Here is an 18,873-nt window from a genome sequence, read left to right on the forward strand (position 1 = left end):
GTTCGACCGAGAGGCAGTGCGCGACGACCTCGTCGCCGGGCTTCCAGGCGTTGACCCCGGCGCCGGTGCGCAGCACCACGCCCGCGAGGTCGGAGCCGACGACGTGGTACGGCAGGTCGTGGCGCTTGGTGAGCGGCGACAGCCGGCCGTACCGCTCCAGGAAGCCGAAGGTGGAGACCGGCTCGAAGATCGAGCTCCAGACGGTGTTGTAGTTCACCGCGCTGGCCATGACGGCCACCAGGGCCTCGCCGGGGCCGAGTTCGGGCAGGGCCACCTCGTCGAGGTGGAGGGACTTGCGCGGGTCCTTGTCGCGGCTCTCGAGGCCGGCGAACATCTGCTCCTCGTCCTTGTGGAGCGTCACGGCCCGGTAGGACTCGGGGAGCTTGATGGCCGCGAAGTCCGCCGACGTGGCGTCGGCGCTGAGGATCGCGTCGAGGATTTCCTGCATGGCTGCCTCCGAAGGCGTACCTGTGTGAGGGACACAGGGCGTCTGGGGGAGCCGGGAGCGGACACCGGCTTCGCTGGGACGACGGGTGGTGGGCTGGTCAGTTCGGGTGCCCGGGGTGGATCGGGCGGGTACTGGCACTGCTCCCGGGGTGTGGGAACGCCGGACGACGGCGCGCCGAGGTGGGGAGCCGCGGCGCCGCGACTGGTGAGTAACAAGGTAGTGGCACCCTGTGCCAGGCGTAAAGACACCGGGTGTCACGAATTTCGACTCCCCGGAGAGGCCTGGAAGGGCACGCGACGCGCGTCGCACGGGCATGCGAAAGGCCCGCGTCGACTGCTCGACGCGGGCCCTCGATATCGCTCTGACCTGCTCTTATGTGGGGTTCAGGAGTCCCGGGCGCCGCTCAGTGCGGCCCGGATGCTGTCGACCACCACGTCCAGCGGAGCGTCCGTCCGGGCGACTGTGATGAGCACCTCACCTCCAGGGCTGGCACTCAGTGCGCTTTCCGCCACCGCCTCCCCGAAGGTCCCACTGGCACCCGGTGCCACCAGGGAGCCGCGGCGCCTCGCACCCGGCGCGCTGGCCGCCCAGAAGGTCCGCCGGATCACCTCGAAGGAGTGGTCCAGCTGCGCCTCCACGTCCCCCCGGCCGCCGGCCCGCAGCCAGCGCCGCAGCACGTGGTTGTGCGCCGCGACGACCGCCGCCGCCGACACCTCGGCCAGCATCGAGTCGTCCTCGCCGCCGATCTGCCAACCGGTCGGGATCGGCTCGCCGGTGTCGAAGCGGCCCAGCAGGTAGCGGGTGAACAGCCGCTCGTAGCGGGCCACCACGGCGATCTCCCGCTCGCGCAGCGCCGGGACCTGCCGGATCAGCTGGTACCGCGCCACCGACACCCCCGGCGTGGAGGCGTACATCCGCAGCACCTCCTTGATGCCGCGGCAGACCACGTCCAGCGGGTGTTCTTCCGGCTCGGCGCTGGCCAGCAGGTCGGCCACCCGGATCAGGGTGTCGTCGTGGTCCGGGAAGATCGCCTCCTCCTTCGACCGGAAGTACCGGAAGAAGGTGCGCCGGGCGACTCCGGCGGCGGCCGCGATCTGGTCGACCGTGGTCTCCTCGTAGCCCTGCGAGGCGAACAGGTCCATCGCGGCCGTGGCCAGGTCCTGGCGCATCTGCTGGCGCTGGGCCGCCGCCCGGCGGCTGCCGGGCCCGCCGTCCGGTCCACTGCCCCCGGTCGCGGAGGCCGTCCGGTCGCCGCCGCGGGGGCCGGCGGGGTGCTGCGGGGTGGCTGACTGAACCCGATCCATGCCCGGAACGCTACACGGCCCGGGCGCAGGGGCCGCGGCCCTTCCCCGCCGTACCGGCGCGACCGGGCCGGTCACGGCCGGGCGCGGCCAGCGCGCGGAGACCGTGCCCGGGGCCCAGCCGGGCCGGGCGGCGCCCAGCGGCGCCGCGCCGTTGCCGTGGGCGGCGCCACTGCTCTGCGGCCCGGCCGGGCCGGGCGACGGCGAGGCGCCGCTCTGAGGCGTGGTCACCGGCGCGCGTGGTCGCGGAAGCCGCGGCCGGTCTTGCGGCCCAGGCAGCCCGCCGCGACCAGGTGCTCCAGCAGCGGTGCCGCGGCCAGGCCGGGCTCGCGGAACTCCTGGTGCAGCACCCGCTCGATGGCCAGCGAGACGTCCAGGCCGACCACGTCCAGCAGCTCGAACGGGCCCATCGGGTAGCCGCAGCCGAGCTTCATCGCGGTGTCGATGTCGTCGACCGTCGCGTAGTGCTCCTGCAGCATCCGCACCGCGTCGTTCAGGTAGGGGAACAGCAGCGCGTTGACGATGAAGCCGGCCCGGTCGCCGCACTCCACCGGGTGCTTGCGCACCTTCGCGGTCAGCTCCAGCACCGTCGCCGTGACCTCCGGCGCGGTCAGCACGGTGGAGACCACCTCGACCAGCTTCATCGCCGGCGCCGGGTTGAAGAAGTGCATGCCGATCACGTCCTGCGGCCGCGAGGTGGCGGTCGCGCAGCTGATCACCGGCAGCGAGGAGGTGGTGGTGGCGAGCACCGCGCCCGGGCGGACGACCTTGTCCAGGGTGGCGAACAGCTCCCGCTTGACCGCCAGGTCCTCGGCGACCGCCTCGACCACCAGGTCGACGTCCGCCAGCTCGGCGTACTGCCCGACCGGGGTGACCAGCGCCAGCGCGGCGTCCCGCTGCTCGGCGGTCATCCGGCCCTTGGCGACCGAGCGCTCCAGCGACCTGGCCAGCTGCTCCTTCGCCCGGTCCGCCTTCTCCTGGCTGCGGGCGGCCAGCAGCACCGGGTGCCCGGCCTTGGCGAACACCTCGACGATGCCGGTGGCCATGGTGCCCGAGCCGCAGACGCCGACCGTGCGCACCTCGCGGCCCGGCCCCTTCGGCCGCGCCGGCCCGGTCGCCGCGTCCACCGGCTTGGACGAGCCCGGCGCCTCGTACGCGTAGAAGCCGCGCCCCGTCTTGCGGCCCAGCAGCCCGGCCGCGACCAGCTGGCCGAGGATCGGCGCGGGCGCGTGCAGGCGGTCCCGGGACTGCTCGTACATCGCCTCCAGCACGGTGCGCGCGGTGTCGATGCCGATCAGGTCGAGCAGCGCCAGCGGGCCCATCGGCAGGCCGCAGCCGAGCCGCATCGCGGCGTCGATGTCCTCCCGGGAGGCGTACTTGGACTCGTACATCGCGGCGGCCTGGTTCAGGTACGCGAAGAGCAGGCCGTTCACCACGAAGCCGGCCCGGTCGCCCGCCGCCACCGGCTCCTTGCCCAGGTCGCGGGCGAAGGCGGCGGCGTCCTCGGCGGTCTGCGGGGAGGTCAGCACCGTGCGGACCACCTCGACCAGCTTCATGCTGTGCACCGGGTTGAAGAAGTGCAGGCCCAGCACCCGCTCCGGACGGGCGGTGGCGGCGGCGATCCGGGTCACCGGGAGCGCGGTGGTGCCGGTGGCCAGCACGGTGGACGGCGGGCAGATCCGGTCCAGCTCGGCGAAGACCTCCCGCTTCAGCTCCAGCTGCTCGGGCACCTCCTCGATCACCAGGTCCGCCTCGGCGGCGGCCGCCAGCTCGTGCCCGACGGTGATCCGGGCCAGCAGCGCGGTGCGCTCCTCGGCGGTGATCCGCTCCCGCTCGACGGCGTGCGCGGTCGCCTCCTCGATCCGGGCCAGGGCCCGGGCGGCGGAGTCCTCGCCGGCCTCGATGCCGATCACCCGGCGGCCGCTCTTGGCGACGGCCACCGCGACACCGGCACCCATCGTGCCGAGGCCGACGACCGCGACCGTGGGGAAGGGACGCTCCATGTCCTGACTCCTAGTCATGAAGGGCCCGCGCGTGCTCCGGCGGGCGGCCGGCGCACCCCGTCGACGGAAACGCCGTCGACGAACGGGCACGCGGCCGCCGCCGGAGGAGGGTCCACGCGCGGGGGCTGGGGAGATGACGGTTCCGGCGCACCCGGGCGGCGGCCGGTCCGCTCCGGCCGTACAGGGGGTGTGCCGTGCTGTACAGGCGCTCAGGTGTGAAGGAAGCGACGCTGGTACGAGACGGGGATCCGGTCGGCCGCCGTGCGCGGCACCGGCCGGTGAAGACGCACCGCGCGAGCGCCGTGGACGCACGGCGACGCGGATCCCGCCGGTGCGGCTCCCGAAGCCCGGCGGTGGTGCGTGCGGCCACTGTAGCGAAGCTACTCACCGGTAGGAAGGGGTCCGACCTGGAAAATCATGGTCCGCTCCCCGAACGGGTGAACGGGTGGACGGTCGTCCGTTTGGACCACTCGATAGGGGAGTTACCGAACCCGGGGGAGCGGGGCAGCATGGGTGACATGACCACCGGAACGAGCGCCGGGTCGGCCGCCCGGGCCGCCGACCCCGCACCCGCACCCGCACCCGCGACCGCCGCCGCGACCGCCGCCGCCGTGGCCGCCGCCGCGACCGCCGTCGCGCTGCCCCCGCGGGCCGAGCGCGCGGCCAGGGCCGAGGACGCCGCCGACCGGCTGCGCACCTCCGCCGTCGAGGCGGTGGCCCTCACCTGGATCGACAACGCGGGCATCGCCCGGGTCAAGGCCGTCCCGCTCGCCGGCCTGCGGCACGCCGCCGAATGGGGCGTCGGCGCCGCGCCCTGCTTCGACGTCTTCCTCGCCGACGACGCGACCACCACCAGCACCCACATCGGCGGCCCCACCGGGGACCTGCGGCTCTACCCCGACCTCGACCGGGCCGTCCCGCTGGCCGCCCAGCCCGGCTGGGCCTGGGCCCCCGCCGACCGCTACACCCAGGCCGGCGAGCCGCACCCCGGCTGCCAGCGGCTGTTCGCCCGCCGGACGGAGGCCGCCGCGGCCGCGCGCGGCCTGAGCCTCAAGGCCGGCATCGAGGTCGAGTGGGTGGTCGCCCTCACCGGGAGCCCGGCGGAGCCGCCGGTGTACCCGACGGACGGCCCCGCGTACGGGATGCACCGGCTCACCGACCTCTCCGACTACCTGCGCGACGTCCTGCGCGCCCTCGGCAAGCAGGGGCTGACCGTCCTGCAGGTCCACCCCGAGTACGCCCCGGGCCAGTTCGAGGTCTCGGTCGCCCCCGAGGGCCCGGTCGCCGCCGCCGACACCTCCGTCCTGGTCCGGCACACCGTGCGGGCCGTCTCCGCCGCGCACGGCCTGCGGACCTCCTTCGCCCCCGTGGTCGAGGCCGGCGCGGTCGGCAACGGCGGGCACCTGCACCTCAGCCTCTGGCGCGACGGCCGCAACCTCGGCCACGGCGGCCCCGGCCCGCACGGCCTCACCGCCGAGGCCGAGGCCTTCCTCGCCGGGGTGCTCGACGCCCTGCCCGAACTGCTGGTGCTGGGCTGCTCCAGCCCCGCCGGCTACCTGCGGCTGGTGCCCCAGCACTGGGCCGGCGCCTACCGGTGCTGGGGGCTGGAGAACCGCGAGGCCGCGCTGCGCCTGGTCACCGGCTCCACCGGGGAGCGGGCCGCGGCGGCCAACGCCGAGGTCAAGTGCTTCGACGCCAGCGCCAATCCGTACCTGGCGGTCGGCGGGGTGCTCGCCGCCGGCCTCGCCGGGCTGGACCGCCCCCGCGCCCTGCCGCCCGAGCTGACCGGGGACCCGGCCGAGGCGCCGCCCGGCACCGTCCCCCGGCTGCCGGGGAGCGCGCTCGAGGCGCTGGCCGCGTACGAGCGCTCGGCGGTGCTCCGCGAGGCGCTGGGCGAGCCGCTGTACGAGGCGGTGCGCGCCGTGCGCCGGGCCGAGGCCGAGCAGTACGCGGCGGCCGCGCCCGAGGAGGTGGCCGCGGCCACCCGCTGGCGGTACTGAGCGGTGGGCCCCGATCCGGCGGCCGGGCTCGCGGTACCGGCGCTGGTCGACCACCACTGCCACGGCGTGGTCGCGGCCGAGCTCGCCGACGACGCCCTGGCCGGGCTGCTCACCGAGTCCGACCGCCCGCCGGCGCCCGGCTGTTCGCCCTTCGACAGCGCGCTCGGCCTGGCCGTCCGGCGCTGGTGCCCGCCCGCGCTCGGCCTGCCCGCGCACGCCCCGGCGGCCGCGTACCTGGCGCGGCGCCGGGAGTTGGGGGCCGCCGAGGCCACCCGCCGGCTGCTCGCGGCCGCCCGGCTGGACACCTGCCTGGTCGACACCGGCCTCACCGCCGCGGCCGGCCACGCCCTGCTGCCGCCGAGCGAACTCGCCGAGGCCGCCGGCGCGCTGGTGCGCGAGGTGGTCCGGCTCGAAACGGTCGCCGAGGCGGTGCCGGCCGGCGCCGGGGACTGGCCCCGGGCCGTCGCCGAGGCGCTGGCGGCCGCCGCCACCGGCGCCGTCGCGGTGAAGTCGGTGCTCGCCTACCGGCACGGCCTGGCCGTGCCCGCCGAACGGCCCGCCCGCGCGGCCGTGGTGGCCGCGGCCGGCGCCCGCCTGCGCGCCGGGCGCACCCGGCTCACCGACCCGGTGCTGCTGCACCACCTGCTCTGGACGGCCGTGGACGTCTGCGCCGAGCTGCGCCTGCCGCTGCAGCTCCACACCGGCTTCGGCGACCCCGATCTCGACCTGCACCGCGCCGACCCGTCGCTGTTGGCCGATTTCGTACGGGCCGCCGAGCCCGGCGGCGTCCCGCTGGTGCTGCTGCACGGCTACCCCTACCACCGGCAGGCCGGCTGGCTGGCCCAGGCCTTCCCGACCGTCTACACCGACCTCGGGCTGACCGCCTCCTACACCGGCCCCCGGGTCGCGGCGGTGCTGGGGGAGATGCTGGAACTCGCGCCGTTCGGGAAGCTGTTGTTCTCCACCGACGCCTACGGGCTGCCCGAGTTGTTCCTGGTCGGGGCCGAACAGTTCCGCCACGGCCTGGGCGCGGTGCTGGCCGAATGGCAGGCGGACGGCGCCTGTTCGGCCGCGGACGCCCGCCGGATCGCCGAGCGGATCGCGGCCGACAACGCACGCCGGCTGTACGCCCTCTAGCGCGTCCCGGCCGGTGCCGGATCCCGCGTCGGCTCGTCGGCGAACCATCACTTTTTAACAATCTTCTTTTCTGTTGCGCATGTTGACCTGCGAACTTCCCTGGGGTGCTCATGGTCAAGATGTGACGATTAGATGACTACCTCTTGCGCTTATAAGCCAATCTTCATTAGCGTCCCGGTCATTCCCTGTGCACCTGCCACCGCAGCTGCCGCATGACGACTCGGGAGGGCCTACCCCTATGAGAGTTTCTCGGATCAGCCGGACCCGGTACGCGGCGGTGGGCCTCGTGCTCGCCACCGCCGGCGCCCTCGCGCTGCCGGCCGGCAATGCCGTCGCGGCCCCCGCGGGCGACCCGACGACCGGTCCGCTGCTCAGCTACGTCGTCAACACCAAGGCCAACCACGGCCAGGTGCAGAAGGTCGAGCAGGCCGTCAAGAGCCTCGGCGGCACCGTTGTCTACTCGTACGAGCAGATCGGCGTCGTCATCGCCCGCTCGAACGACACCAAGTTCGCCGAGAAGCTCCGCCTCGCCAAGGGCGTCGACTCGGTCGGTGCCAGCCGCACCAAGGGCATCACCGCCGCCGACCAGGGCAAGGCCGAGGTCGCCGAGGCGCCGACCGGCACCAACGCCGCCGCCCCCGGCCAGGAGCCGTACGAGCCCAACCAGTGGGACATGCGCCAGATCGGCGTCGACAAGGCGCACAAGATCTCGCTCGGCAGCCGTGACGTCACGGTCGGCGTGCTGGACTCCGGCATCGACGGCACCCACGAGGACCTGGCCGCCAACATCGACGCCGCGCAGTCGGTCTCCTGCATCGACGGCGGCAAGCCGAACACCGACTGGAAGGCCTGGCAGCCGGGCCCGGACGGCGACCACGGCACCCACGTGGCCGGCACCATCGCCGCCGCCAAGAACGGCAAGGGCATCGTCGGCATCGCGCCGAACGTCAAGCTGGCCGCGGTCAAGGTCGTCGACGACGGCGGGTTCATCTACCCCGAGTACGCCATCTGCGGCTTCGTGTGGGCCGGTGAGCACCACTTCAAGGTGACGAACAACAGCTACTACGTCGACCCGTGGATGTTCAACTGCCCGAACGACAAGGACCAGTCGGCCATCTCGGACGCCGTCCGCAAGGCCGTCGCCTTCTCGCAGCGCAAGGGCGTCCTCAACGTCGCCGCGGCGGGCAACGAGAACATCGACCTGGCGCACAAGACCGTTGACGTCTCCAGCCCGGACGACACCACCAAGACCACCCGCCCGGTCACCAACGACTGCCTGTCGCTGCCGACCGAGCTGCCCGGCGTCATCGCCGTCTCCTCGGTGGGCGCCAACGGCGACAAGGCCTACTACTCCAGCTACGGCAAGGGTGTCGTCACCGTCACCGCGCCGGGCGGCGACCGCCGCTACCAGATCCCGGACACCCCGGACAAGAACGGCCGCACCCTGTCCACCCTCCCCGGTGGCAAGTACGGCTACATGCAGGGCACTTCGATGGCGTCCCCGCACGCCACCGGCGTCCTCGCGCTGCTGGCCAGCACCTTCCCGTGGGCGAGCCCGGAGGAGCTGACCGAGATGCTGACCAGCCAGGCCGAGTCCAAGCCGTGCCCGACCGGCGACTTCAACCCCGGCGGCGCCGGCGAGTGGAAGGCCACCTGCGAGGGCGGCGCGGACGACAACGGCTTCTACGGCGCCGGCCTCATCAACGCCGAGAAGGCCGTCCAGTGGTGGCGCTGACGTCGCCGACGCACTGACGTCGCCGACGTGCGGACGCACTGACCGCGGCGACACCTGAACACTGAGGCGGGGAGCGGGGCCCACTGGGTCCCGCTCCCCGCTCGGTTTTGAGTACGGCTACTCAGGCCCGGGCCGCGGCCGCCGGCCAGGATGAGTCCGTCACCAACGGAGTCGTCACAGGAGTCGATCGACATGGCACGGACCCTTTCCGGCAAGCGGAACCCGCTCGGTCTCGCCCTCGGCGTCGGCCAACTGCTTCTCGCCGCCCCGATGTTGGCGACGCTCGCGACCGGCGGTCTGGTGATCGCGGTGATGGGGATGGCCGCCGGCTCCTCGGCGGTCGTGGCCGTGCCCGCCGCCCTGCTGATGCTGCTGGGCCCGCTGCTCGGCCTGGGCCTGGCGCTCCTGGTCACCCGGGTGCACGACGTCCCCCGGCACGTCGTGTTCCCGGTGATCAGCTTCGGCCTGCTGCTCGGCACCGCGATCGAGTACGTCGGCATCTTCCAGCAGTAGGCTCCGTCACTCGAAGTGGTGCTCCCAGACCGTCTCGACCGCCGGCTTGCCGTGCAGGTCCGGCACCTCCTGGAGCCAGGCCGGCCGCCCGGCCCTGGTCCGGGCCGCGCGCCGCAGCTCGGCCTCGCGCAGCTGCTCGGGGGTGGCGAAGCCCTCCGGCAGCCACTGCTCGGAGAGCACCGCGCGGGCCGCCAGGTGCGTCACGTAGGCGCGCCGGACGGCGTCCGCGGAGTCGAAGCCGGGTTCGTCGGCCAGCCACTCGTCCGGGACGAGGGCCAGCACCTCCTCCAGCAGCGGGACGGTGACCAGCGGCCCGAGGTCCTCGTCGGCCAGCCGGACGTCCGGGGCCGAGGAGCCCAGCGCGTGCGCGCTCAGGTCGTACCGCTTGCCGACCGCCGCCTCGGCGCCGGCCCAGCGGTGGTGGAAGATCAGCGCGGCGCCGTTGTCGATCAGCCAGACCCGCCCGTGCCAGACCACCAGGTTGGGGTTGTGCACCGTGCGGTCGACGTTGCCGGTGAGCGCGTCCAGCCAGACCACCCGCCCGGCCTCCGCGGAGTCCACCGGGACCATCCCCGGCCGGTAGTCCCGCGCCCCGGGCAGCAGGTCCATCCCGAGGTTGAGGCCGCCGCTGGCCCGGAGCATGTCCTGGATCTCGGTGTCCGGCTCGTCCGCCGCCACCGCCGGGTCGAAGTCGACCAGCCGCAGCTCCGGCACCCGCAGCCCCAGCCGCCGGGCCAGCTCCCCGACGATCACCTCGGCCACCAGCGCCTTGCGGCCCTGCGCGGCCCCCGTGAACTTGACCACGTAGGTGCCCAGGTCGTCGGTCTCCACCACACCGGGCACCGAGCCGCCGGCCCGCAGCGGATCGACGTAGCGCACTGCTGTCACCTGATCGAGCACACCGGCCACCCTACCCGCCGCGTCACGGGCCGACCGCTGTGATTGGCTTGCCGCAGAGCGGTACGGACAGCGGTACCCCCCACATGAGGAGAGCAAGGCCATGGGACAGGTGCAGGCCACCACCGAGCGGACGTACGACGCCGCTCCGGAGCGGGTGTACGAGGCGCTGGCCGACTACCAGGTGACCCGCCCGAAGCTGCTGCCCGCGCAGTACAGCGAGTACGAGGTCCGGGTCGGCGGCACCGGCGCCGGCACCCAGGTGCACTGGCGGCTGCAGGCCACCGAGAAGCGGGTGCGCGACTGCCTGTTCACCGTGTCGGCGCCGGAGCCCGACCAGCTGGTGGAGAAGGACGCCAACTCCAGCATGGTGATCACCTGGACGGTCGCGGCGGAGGGCGAGGGCCGCACCAAGGTCACCGTCACCGCGACCTGGCAGGGCGCCACCGGCATCGGCGGCTTCTTCGAGCGCACCTTCGCCCCCAAGGGCCTGAACCGCATCCACGACCAGGTGCTCGCGAACCTGGCCGCCGAGGTCCGCTGAGGTCCTCCCCCCGGGCGTGTTCGGCGGGGAGCGCCGCTCGCTCGGGGATTCGAATGGTCCGCCCACCCGTACGAGCCGAAAGCCGTACGGGTGGACGGCCCGCCACCTCCGGGTGACGAGGGCGGCCCGGCACGGGGGAGCGACCCTAGGCTCGCCGCCGTGCATATGACGATCCTTCACGTTTCGCAGCCGGTGGACGGCGGAGTCGCCCGCGTCGTCGTCGATCTGGTCCGGGGGCAGCGGGAGGCCGGCCACCGGGTGCTGGTCGCCTGTCCGCGCGGCGGCCGCCTGGCCGCGGAGGCCGCCGCGGTCGGCGCGCTGGTCCGGGACTGGCCCGCCGACCGGTCCCCGGGCCCGGCCACCGCCGCCGAGGCCTGGCGGCTGCGCCGGATCGTCCGGGCCGCCGGGCCCGACGTGGTCCACCTGCACAGCGCCAAGGCCGGGCTGGCCGGCCGGCTGGCCGTGCGCGGCGCGGTGCCGACCGTCTTCCAGCCGCACGCCTGGTCCTTCGTTGCCGTGGACGGCGCGCTGGCCGCCGCCACCCTGTGCTGGGAGCGCTTCGCGACCCGCTGGGCGCAGCGCCTGCTGTGCGTCAGCGTCCAGGAGCGGGCGGACGGCGTGGCCGCCGGGGTGCACGCCGACTGGGCGGTGGTGCCCAACGGCGTGGACGTGCGCCACTACGCACCCGCCGACCGCCGGGCCGCCCGGATCGCGCTCGGCCTGGAGCTGGACGCCCCGCTCGCGGTCTGCGTGGGCCGGCTGTGCCGGCAGAAGGGGCAGGACGTGCTGCTGGCGGCCTGGCCGGAGGTGCTGCGCCGGGTGCCGCAGGCCCGGCTGGCGCTGGTCGGCGGCGGGCCGGAGGAGCAGCGGATCGCGGAGCTGGTCCGGGAGACGGCCGAGCCGGCCCGGGTCCGGCTGGTCGGGGACGTGGCGGATCCGCGCCCGTGGCTGGCGGCGGCCGACCTGGTGGTGCTGCCCTCGCGCTGGGAGGGCATGGCGCTCGCCCCGCTGGAGGCGATGGCCGCGGCCCGCCCCGTGCTGCTGACGGACGTGCCGGGGGCGCGGGAGTGCCTGCCGCCCGCCGAACGGGCACAGTCGGTCGTCCGCGCGGATGATCCGGAGGCGCTGGCCACCCGAATGGCCGAGGCCTTGTCCGATCCGATCGAGTGCGAGCGACGCGGCTCCCGGCTGCGCGAGCACGTGTCGGCGCGGCACGACGTGCGAACCGTGGTCGAACAGGTGGACGGCCTCTACCGCCATCTGCTGGGGGCCGGCCCGGCTGCCGGGCGGCGCCGGACCCGTGTCCCGGAGCGGATCTGATCGTTTCACATGCCGTGAATGCCCGCCGCCGAGGCGTGGTCCTATTCGCACCCGCAACCGGATTCTCGGGCGGGGTGGCAAATCAGAAATACCTATTAATGGGCGGCTGGAATGAAACGGCAAGTCACCTTCCGGCCCGTCAGGTTCGGTTCGGTATTGTCTGATTTTGCCTGCTTCATTTCGTTTTCACGCTGGGAATTCGCGATCGATCCAATCGCGACCGAGTCCACTGCGACCGCCGCCCTCGCGAGCGAACCGAAAGCCGCCAGCGGCAGCAGGTGCAGTCAGGACCGCGCCCACCGGGCCGGGACGGCCGCCCCCCGCCATCCGGTGCCGGGGCGCCGTCGCCCCGGGCACACAGCAGGGGAGTTCGTGCGCTGATGACCATTGACCACGACAGTGTGCCGCGACCCGGCGGGCCCCTGGCGGGCCCGCACCGGCCGGGCACCGGGCTGCTCGACCGTCCAGCGAGGTCCGCGCACACCCGCGCGGTACCGGCACCCCGCAGCCACCGCCGCCCGGTCCGCTCCCGACTCGCCCTGCCGCTCACCCTGCTCCAGGTCGACGCGATCGCGCTGTGCGCCGCCACCGGCATCGCCAACCGGGCCGTCGACCCGGCCGCCCCGCTCGCGCCACTGCTCGGTGTCGCCGCCGTCCTGCCGCTGCTGCTCCTGCTCAACCTCACCGGCGGCCTCTACCGCACCCGGCTGACCCTGTCCGTCCTCGACGAGCTGCCCGCCCTCGCCGTCCGCGCCGCGGTCGCCACCGCCTTCGCCGTCACCCTGGCCGGCTGTCTGGACGGGCGCTGGCCCGACTGCGGCCCGGCCACCCCGGCCCGGCTCACCGTCCTGCTCGGCGCCCAGCTGCTGATCGCCGCCGTCGGCCGCGGCTTCCTCTACCACCTCGTCCGGCGGATCCGCCGCGGCCGGCCCAGCCCCGTCCTCGTCCTCGGCGCCGGCCGGCTCGGCCGCAAGGTCGCCGCCGCCCTCGGCGAGCACCGCGAGTACGGGATGCGCCCGGTCGGCTTCCTCGACGCCGACCCGCCGCTGCTGGCCGGCGACACCGACCTGCCCGTCCTCGGCGGCCGCGAGGTGTTGGAGCGCGAGGTCCGCCGGCACCGGATCCACCACGTGATCGCCACCGCCGGCGCCGCCGACGAGGCCGAGACCGCCGCCGCCCTGCGCGACGCCGCCCGACTCGGCTGCCAGGTCTGGCTCGTCCCCGCGCTGCGCGAGTACGGCTCGCTGCCCACCGCCCCGATCGCCGGCGCCGACCACCTGTGGGGCTTCCCCTGCCTGCGGGTGGGCAGCCCCGCGCTGCAGCGCCCCGGCTGGGCCGCCAAACGCGCCCTGGACATCACCGCCGCCGCGTTCGGCCTGCTGCTGCTCGCCCCCGTGCTCGCCCTGTGCGCGCTCGCCGTCCGCTTCGACACCGGCTCCGGCGTGCTCTTCCGCCAGCAGCGCACCGGCCTGGACGGCCGGGTCTTCACCGTCCTCAAGTTCCGCACCCTGCGCCCGAGCAACGAGCACGAGTCCGCCACCCGCTGGAACATCTCCCAGGACCACCGGATGGGCACCGTGGGCCGGCTGCTGCGCAAGAGCTCGCTGGACGAGCTGCCGCAGCTGTGGAACGTGCTGTGCGGCGACATGAGCCTGGTCGGCCCGCGTCCCGAACGGCCGTACTTCGTCATGCGGTTCAGCCAGACCTACCCCGAGTACGCCGACCGCCACCGCGTCCCGGTCGGCCTCACCGGCCTCGCCCAGGTCAACGGCCTGCGCGGGGACACCTCCATCGAGGACCGGGCGCGCTTCGACAACCGCTACATCGAGAGCTGGAGCCTCTGGCAGGACGTCAAGATCCTGTGCCGCACCGCGGCGTTGATGCTCCACCCGGACGGGAGCTGACCCGCGTGGCCCTGACCCTTCCCGCCGATCCCGCCCCGGAGGCGAGCGGGCGAGTAACAGCGTTACGGAACACCCTCGCGGCGGCCGCCGACCGGCCCAGCCTGTTGGCCGCCGCGACCGTACTGCTGGTCTGCGTGCCCACCGGCGAGAAGGACGTCACGGCCGCCGTCCACATCACCGCCGCCGACCTCGCCTCCCTGGCGCTGGTCGCGCTCACCGCGGTCAACCTGCTGCGCGGGCGGCTGCCCGCCCTCGACCGCACCACCTGCGTGCTGTTCGGCGGGATCGTGGCCGCCGCCGCCGTCGCCACCGTCGGCTCGATCGACCCGGCCACCAGCGTCACCGGCTTCGTCCGGCTCACCCAGGTGTTCGTCCTGGTGCCCGCCTCGGTGCTGTGCTCGCTGCGCGACCGCACCGACCAGCGGCTCGTCCTCGGCTCCTTCGTGCTCGCCGCGCTGATCGAGGGCGCGGTCGGCGCGCACCAGTACCTCACCCGCACCGGCGCCTCCTACACCGGCCAGCCGATCCGCGCGATCGGCACCTTCGGCGCCCTCGACGTCATGGCGATGTCGACCGTGGTCAGCTACGGCCTGCTGGCCGCGCTCGCGCTGGCGCTCGGCGAGCGGGGGCCGGGGGGCGATCCCCGGCTGCGCCGGGCGATGTTCGGCGCCGCCGCGTTCCTGGCCTTCCCGCTCGCCGTCTCCTTCAGCCGGGGCAGCTGGATCGCCACCGGCGTCGCCGCCACCGTGCTGCTGCTGCGCGCCGACGCCCGGCTGTTCGTGCGCGGCACCGTCCTCGGCCTCGCCGCCGCCGTCGTCCTGGTCGGCGGCCTCGGCCTCGGCGCCTCCGGCGTCACCGCGCGGATCAGCTCGATCGGCTCCGTCTCGGCCGCCCCCGACCAGTCCGTCTCCGACCGCTACGACCTGTGGGCCACCGCCGGCCGGATCTGGCAGGACCACCCCGTCCACGGCGCCGGCCCCAAGGCCTTCCCGCAACTGCGCGACAGCCACGCCCCGCTGCGGCTCTCCTCCGGCAGCGACACCACCGACCCCACCATGGGCTTCCAGCGCGAGCCGCTGCTCTCCCCGCACAACATGTACTTCCTGGTGCTCAGCGAGCAGGGCCTGATCGGCGTCACCGCGTACGCGACGCTCTTCCTCGCCCTGCTGCTCGGCTGCCTGCGCAACCGCCGGGGCTTCGGCCTGGCCGCACTCGCCCTGCTCACCTGGGTGCTGGTCGACTTCCTGTACGCCGACATCGGCGGCACCACCACCGTCCTGACCTCGGTCGTCTTCGGCCTGGCCGCCCGCGCCTCCACCTCCGCCGCCGCCGGCGAGGTGACCCCGTGACCGCCGACCGGCCGACCGTCCTCGCCTCCCCGCTCCCGGCCCCGCGCAGCGCCCCCGAACCGCCCCCCGGGCCGGGCCGGGCGCCGCGCGGCGGCTTCCTCGCCAAGGCCTTCGGCATCACCGCCGTGCTCAGCGCCGCCGGCTCCGGCCTCGGCCTGCTGCGCGACCTGCTGCTCGCCCGCTACTTCGGCGCGAACCAGGGCACCGACGCCTTCCTGGTCGCCTGGACCGTCCCGGAGACGGCCGCGCCGCTGCTGATCGAGGACGCCATGTCCTTCATCATGCTGCCCGCCTTCGCCCTCGCCCTGGTGCTGCGCGAGGAGGACCCGGACGCCCCCGACCCGGTCCGCCAGCTGGTCCGCGCCACCCTGCCCTGGCTGCTGATCGCCCTCAGCGGCCTCGCCCTGGCCGCCGCCCTCGGCGCCCCCGAACTGGTCGACCTGCTCGCCCCCGGCCTGACCGACCCGGGCCTGGCCGTCACCTGCACCCGGATCACCGCGATCACCGTGCTGCCCTTCGGCGTGGCCGGCTACCTCGCCGCCGCGCTGCGCGCCCACCACCGCTTCACCGCCCCGGCCGGCATCTACGTCGCCTACAACCTCGGCATCCTCGGCGTCCTGCTGGCCGGCCACGCGTACCTGGGCGTGCGCTCGGCCGCCCTCGGCGTCGCGTTCGGCAGCCTGCTGATGGCCGGCCTGCTGGTCGGCCCGTTCCTGCGCCGGCTGCGCGAGGGCGCCGCCGGCACCGGCACGGGGCGCAGCCGCCGCTCCCGCAACGCCCTGGTGCTGATGCCGCTCGCGCTGCTGCCGGTCGCCTCCTTCACCCTGACCCGCCAGTCGCAGGTCTTCGTCGAGCGCTACCTCGGCTCGGCGCTGCCGCCCGGCACCATCTCGCACCTCAACTACGCCGCCAAGGTCTCCCAACTCGCCATGACGGCGGGCATCCTGATCTGCACCGTCACCTTCCCGCTGGTGGCCAGGGCGCTCGCCGCCGGGGACGTCACCGCCGCCCGCGACCGGGTCGAGAAGGACCTCGGCCAGGCGGCCGCCGTCGTGCTGCTCGGCACCTCCTTTCTGATGGCCTGCGCCCCCGCGGTGGTCTCGCTGCTGTTCCAGCGCGGCGCCTTCGGCCCGCGGGACACCGAGGCCACCGCCGAGGTCATCCGGGTCTACAGCTTCGGCCTGCCCGCCCAGGCGCTGATCGGCGTGATAATCCGGCCGTACTTCTCGCTGCGCCCGGTGGTCCGCCGCGCCGACGACCCGGGGGCCGGAGCGGGCGGCAAACGGCTGCTCGACTGGTACCCGGTCGCCGCGATGCTGCTCGGCCTCGCCGTCACCGTCACCGTGGGCCTGCTCGCCACGCCCCGCTTCGGCGCCCTCGGCCTCGCCGCCGGGAACGCGGCGGGCATCACCGCCACGGCCGCGCTGCTGCTGCGCGGCCTGGTGCTGCGCGGCATCCCGCTGCGGCTGCGCCGGGTGCTCGGCGGGCACGCCCGGCTGGTGGCCGCCGCCGCCGGAGCCACCGTGCTCGGCGCGGCCGCCGCGGCCCCGGTCGACGACCCGCTGCTCGACACCCTCCTCGGAGGCCTCGCCGTGGTGCTGGCCTTCGCCGTCCTCGGCACCTGCCTCGGGGCCCGCGAGGTGCGCGGCCCCGTCCTCGCCGCCGTCCGGGCCGTCCGGCGCGCGCCGGCGCCGGCCCTCGCGCCCGCCGGGGCGCCCGTTCCGAACCCGCCAACCGTCGCCGACGAAGGGAAGACCCCCCATGGACAGTGAACGGGGAACCGTCCGTTCGGCAAGGACAGGCGTCACCAACGCCCCACCGAACCGGGCGCGTCTGCCCAGGAGCCGCAGCCCGCTCGGCGAACCGACCGCCCCCGGCTCCGCCTCGCCGTGGATCCTGATGTACCACTCGGTCGCGGTCGAGAAGGAGGACCCGTACCGGCTCACCGTCAGCCCGGAACGCTTCGCCGAACAGGTCGCCTGGCTGCACCGGCGCGGCCGGCGCGGCGTCTCGGTCCGCGAGCTGATGCACGCCCGCACCCTCGGCCGCGCGGACGGACTGGTCGGCCTGACCTTCGACGACGGCTACGCGGACTTCGCGCGGTACGCCGTACCGATCCTGCAGGCGTACGGCTTCACCGCCACCGCGTACGTGGTCGCCGACCTGCTCGGGCAGGACAACGGCTGGGACGCCGAGGGCCCGCGCAAGAAGCTGCTCACCGTCCAGGAGGTCACCGAACTCGCCGCCGCCGGCTGGGAGATCGGCTCGCACGGCCTCGGCCACCAGGCGCTGCCCGGCCTGCCCGCCGAGGCCCTGGAGGTCCAGGCCCGGGAGAGCCGGCGGCTGCTGGAGGAGGTCGTCGGCGGCCCGGTCACCGGCTTCTGCTACCCGTACGGCGCCGTCGACCTGGCCGCCACCCTGGCCGTGCGGGACGCGGGCTACGACTACGCCTGCGCCATCGCGCACTCCTCGCTCACCGGCCGCTTCGCGCTGCCCCGCTGCTACGTCGGCGACCGCGACGGCGCCTGGCGGCTGCGCGCCAAGCAGGCCCGCCACCGGCTGCGCGACACCGTGACCGACCTGCGGCGGAAGGCCGGGCGATGAGGGTCCTGCACATCGTCACCGGGCTCGCCTCCGGCGGCGCCGAGCGCCAACTCCACCTGCTGCTTCGGCACTTGCCGGCCCACCAGCAGTGCGAGGTGCTGGCCCTGACCAACCCCGGCACGGTCGCCGAGGCGCTGCGCGCGGACGGCGTGACCGTCCACCACCTCGGCATGCGCGGCAACCGCGACCTCGGCGCGCTGCCCCGGCTGGTCCGGCTGGTCCGGGCCGGCCGCTACGACCTGGTGCACACCCACCTCTACCGGGCACAGCTGTACGGCCGGCTGGCCGCCCGGCTGGCCGGGGTGCGCGCGGTGGTCGCCACCGAGCACTCGCTGCACGCCGGGGTGATCGAGGGCCGCCCGGTCACCCGGGGCGTCAAGGGCCTCTACCTGGCGGCCGAGCGGCTCGGCAGCACCACCGTCGCGGTCTCCCGGCAGGTCGCCCAGACTCTGCACTCCTGGGGCGTCCCACCGGCCCGGGTCGAGCTGATCCCGAACGGCATCGACGCCGCCCGGTTCCGCCGCCCGCCCGCCGAGCGGGCCGCCGTCCGCCGCCGGCTGCGGGCCGAACTCGGCCTGCCGGAACGGAGCTGGGTGGTCGGCGGGGTGGGCCGGCTGGTCCCCGGCAAGCGCTTCGAGGTGCTGGTCGAGGCGCTGGCCGAGCTCGACCCGGCCGCCCGGCTGGTGCTGGTCGGGGCGGGCCCGGAACGGGCCGCGCTGGAGCGCCGGGCCGTCGAACTCGGCGTCCGGGAGCGGCTGGTGCTCACCGGCGAGCGGGACGACGTGCCCGAGCTGCTGACTGCCATGGACGTGCTGGCCGCGCCCTCCACCGCGGAGACCTTCGGCCTCGGCGCGCTGGAGGGCCTGGCCGCCGGGCTGCCGGTGCGGCACAGCGCCTGCCCGGCCCTCGACGAACTGCCGCCCAGCGCCGCCCCGCAGGCCCGCCGGATCCCCTCCGAGCCGGCCGCGTACGCCGCCGCGCTGCGCGACCTGCGGCACCTCGACGACCACACCGCCGACCCGCTGCCGCACCCGCCGGCGGTCGGCCACTACGACATCGCCCGGGTCGCCGCCGACCTGGGCGCCCTCTACGACCGGCTGGCCCGCGCTTGACCGCCC

Annotated in this window: 15 protein-coding genes; 11 read left to right on the forward strand and 4 right to left on the reverse strand. The window is 74.9% G+C overall.

Annotated features, from left to right (window positions below; all coding sequences use genetic code 11):
- The 3 genes from VM95_RS21530 to VM95_RS21540 form a co-directional block, all read right to left on the reverse strand.
- On the reverse strand, positions 1-448 hold a 448-nt coding region (locus VM95_RS21530; protein ID WP_045699377.1), incomplete at its 3' end, for an alcohol dehydrogenase catalytic domain-containing protein.
- A 383-nt stretch (positions 449-831) separates the two neighbouring features.
- Positions 832-1,752 carry a TetR family transcriptional regulator gene (locus VM95_RS21535; protein ID WP_045699380.1) on the reverse strand — a complete coding sequence of 307 codons (921 nt, stop codon included), beginning with the start codon at positions 1,750-1,752 and terminating at the stop codon, positions 832-834.
- Between the two features lie 224 nt (positions 1,753-1,976).
- Entirely contained in the window at positions 1,977-3,752 is a 1,776-nt protein-coding gene (locus VM95_RS21540) for a 3-hydroxyacyl-CoA dehydrogenase family protein (RefSeq protein WP_045699382.1), read from the reverse strand.
- A gap of 518 nt (positions 3,753-4,270) precedes the next feature.
- Between VM95_RS21540 and VM95_RS21545 the strand changes: the two genes are divergently transcribed.
- From VM95_RS21545 to VM95_RS21560, 4 genes are all read left to right on the forward strand, one after another.
- Entirely contained in the window at positions 4,271-5,752 is a 1,482-nt protein-coding gene (locus tag VM95_RS21545; protein WP_078860306.1) for a type I glutamate--ammonia ligase, read from the forward strand.
- Positions 5,753-5,755: 3 nt separating this feature from the next.
- On the forward strand, positions 5,756-6,889 hold the full coding sequence (locus VM95_RS21550) for an amidohydrolase family protein (protein WP_045699384.1): 1,134 nt from the start codon (positions 5,756-5,758) through the stop codon (positions 6,887-6,889).
- A 238-nt stretch (positions 6,890-7,127) separates the two neighbouring features.
- Entirely contained in the window at positions 7,128-8,624 is a 1,497-nt protein-coding gene (locus VM95_RS21555) for a S8 family peptidase (RefSeq protein ID WP_045699386.1), read from the forward strand.
- A gap of 192 nt (positions 8,625-8,816) precedes the next feature.
- Positions 8,817-9,137: a hypothetical protein gene (locus VM95_RS21560; protein ID WP_045699388.1), complete on the forward strand. Its 321-nt coding sequence runs from the start codon at positions 8,817-8,819 to the stop codon at positions 9,135-9,137.
- Between the two features lie 6 nt (positions 9,138-9,143).
- Here the strand turns inward: VM95_RS21560 and VM95_RS21565 are convergent, their stop codons facing one another.
- On the reverse strand, positions 9,144-10,037 hold the full coding sequence (locus VM95_RS21565; RefSeq protein ID WP_045699390.1) for a HipA family kinase: 894 nt from the start codon (positions 10,035-10,037) through the stop codon (positions 9,144-9,146).
- Positions 10,038-10,137: 100 nt separating this feature from the next.
- Here VM95_RS21565 and VM95_RS21570 point away from each other — a divergent pair, with 100 nt between their 5' ends.
- The 7 genes from VM95_RS21570 (at position 10,138) to VM95_RS21600 (ending at position 18,867) form a co-directional block, all read left to right on the forward strand.
- Positions 10,138-10,578 carry an SRPBCC family protein gene (locus VM95_RS21570; RefSeq protein ID WP_045699392.1) on the forward strand — a complete coding sequence of 147 codons (441 nt, stop codon included), beginning with the start codon at positions 10,138-10,140 and terminating at the stop codon, positions 10,576-10,578.
- A 165-nt stretch (positions 10,579-10,743) separates the two neighbouring features.
- Positions 10,744-11,898 (forward strand): glycosyltransferase, encoded by a 1,155-nt coding sequence (locus VM95_RS21575; RefSeq protein ID WP_045699394.1) that lies wholly within the window; start codon positions 10,744-10,746, stop codon positions 11,896-11,898.
- A 380-nt stretch (positions 11,899-12,278) separates the two neighbouring features.
- Positions 12,279-13,802, forward strand: coding sequence for an exopolysaccharide biosynthesis polyprenyl glycosylphosphotransferase (locus tag VM95_RS21580; RefSeq protein ID WP_045699395.1), 1,524 nt, complete (start codon positions 12,279-12,281; stop codon positions 13,800-13,802).
- A gap of 5 nt (positions 13,803-13,807) precedes the next feature.
- The gene (locus VM95_RS21585; RefSeq protein WP_052707490.1) at positions 13,808-15,151 is read left to right on the forward strand and encodes an O-antigen ligase family protein; all 1,344 of its coding nucleotides are present in this window, start codon (positions 13,808-13,810) and stop codon (positions 15,149-15,151) included.
- Positions 15,148-16,923: a lipid II flippase MurJ gene (locus tag VM95_RS21590; RefSeq protein ID WP_052707491.1), complete on the forward strand. Its 1,776-nt coding sequence runs from the start codon at positions 15,148-15,150 to the stop codon at positions 16,921-16,923. The genes VM95_RS21585 and VM95_RS21590 overlap by 4 nt, the downstream gene beginning before the upstream one ends.
- Positions 16,913-17,755: a polysaccharide deacetylase family protein gene (locus VM95_RS21595; protein WP_078860310.1), complete on the forward strand. Its 843-nt coding sequence runs from the start codon at positions 16,913-16,915 to the stop codon at positions 17,753-17,755. Before VM95_RS21590 ends, VM95_RS21595 begins: the two co-directional genes overlap by 11 nt.
- Positions 17,752-18,867, forward strand: a complete 1,116-nt coding sequence (locus tag VM95_RS21600) for a glycosyltransferase (protein ID WP_045699397.1) — start codon at positions 17,752-17,754, stop codon at positions 18,865-18,867. Before VM95_RS21595 ends, VM95_RS21600 begins: the two co-directional genes overlap by 4 nt.
- Positions 18,868-18,873 lie beyond the last annotated feature (6 nt).

Origin of the sequence: Streptomyces rubellomurinus (assembly GCF_000961885.1) — a bacterium.
GTDB classification, from domain to species: domain Bacteria; phylum Actinomycetota; class Actinomycetes; order Streptomycetales; family Streptomycetaceae; genus Kitasatospora; species Kitasatospora rubellomurina.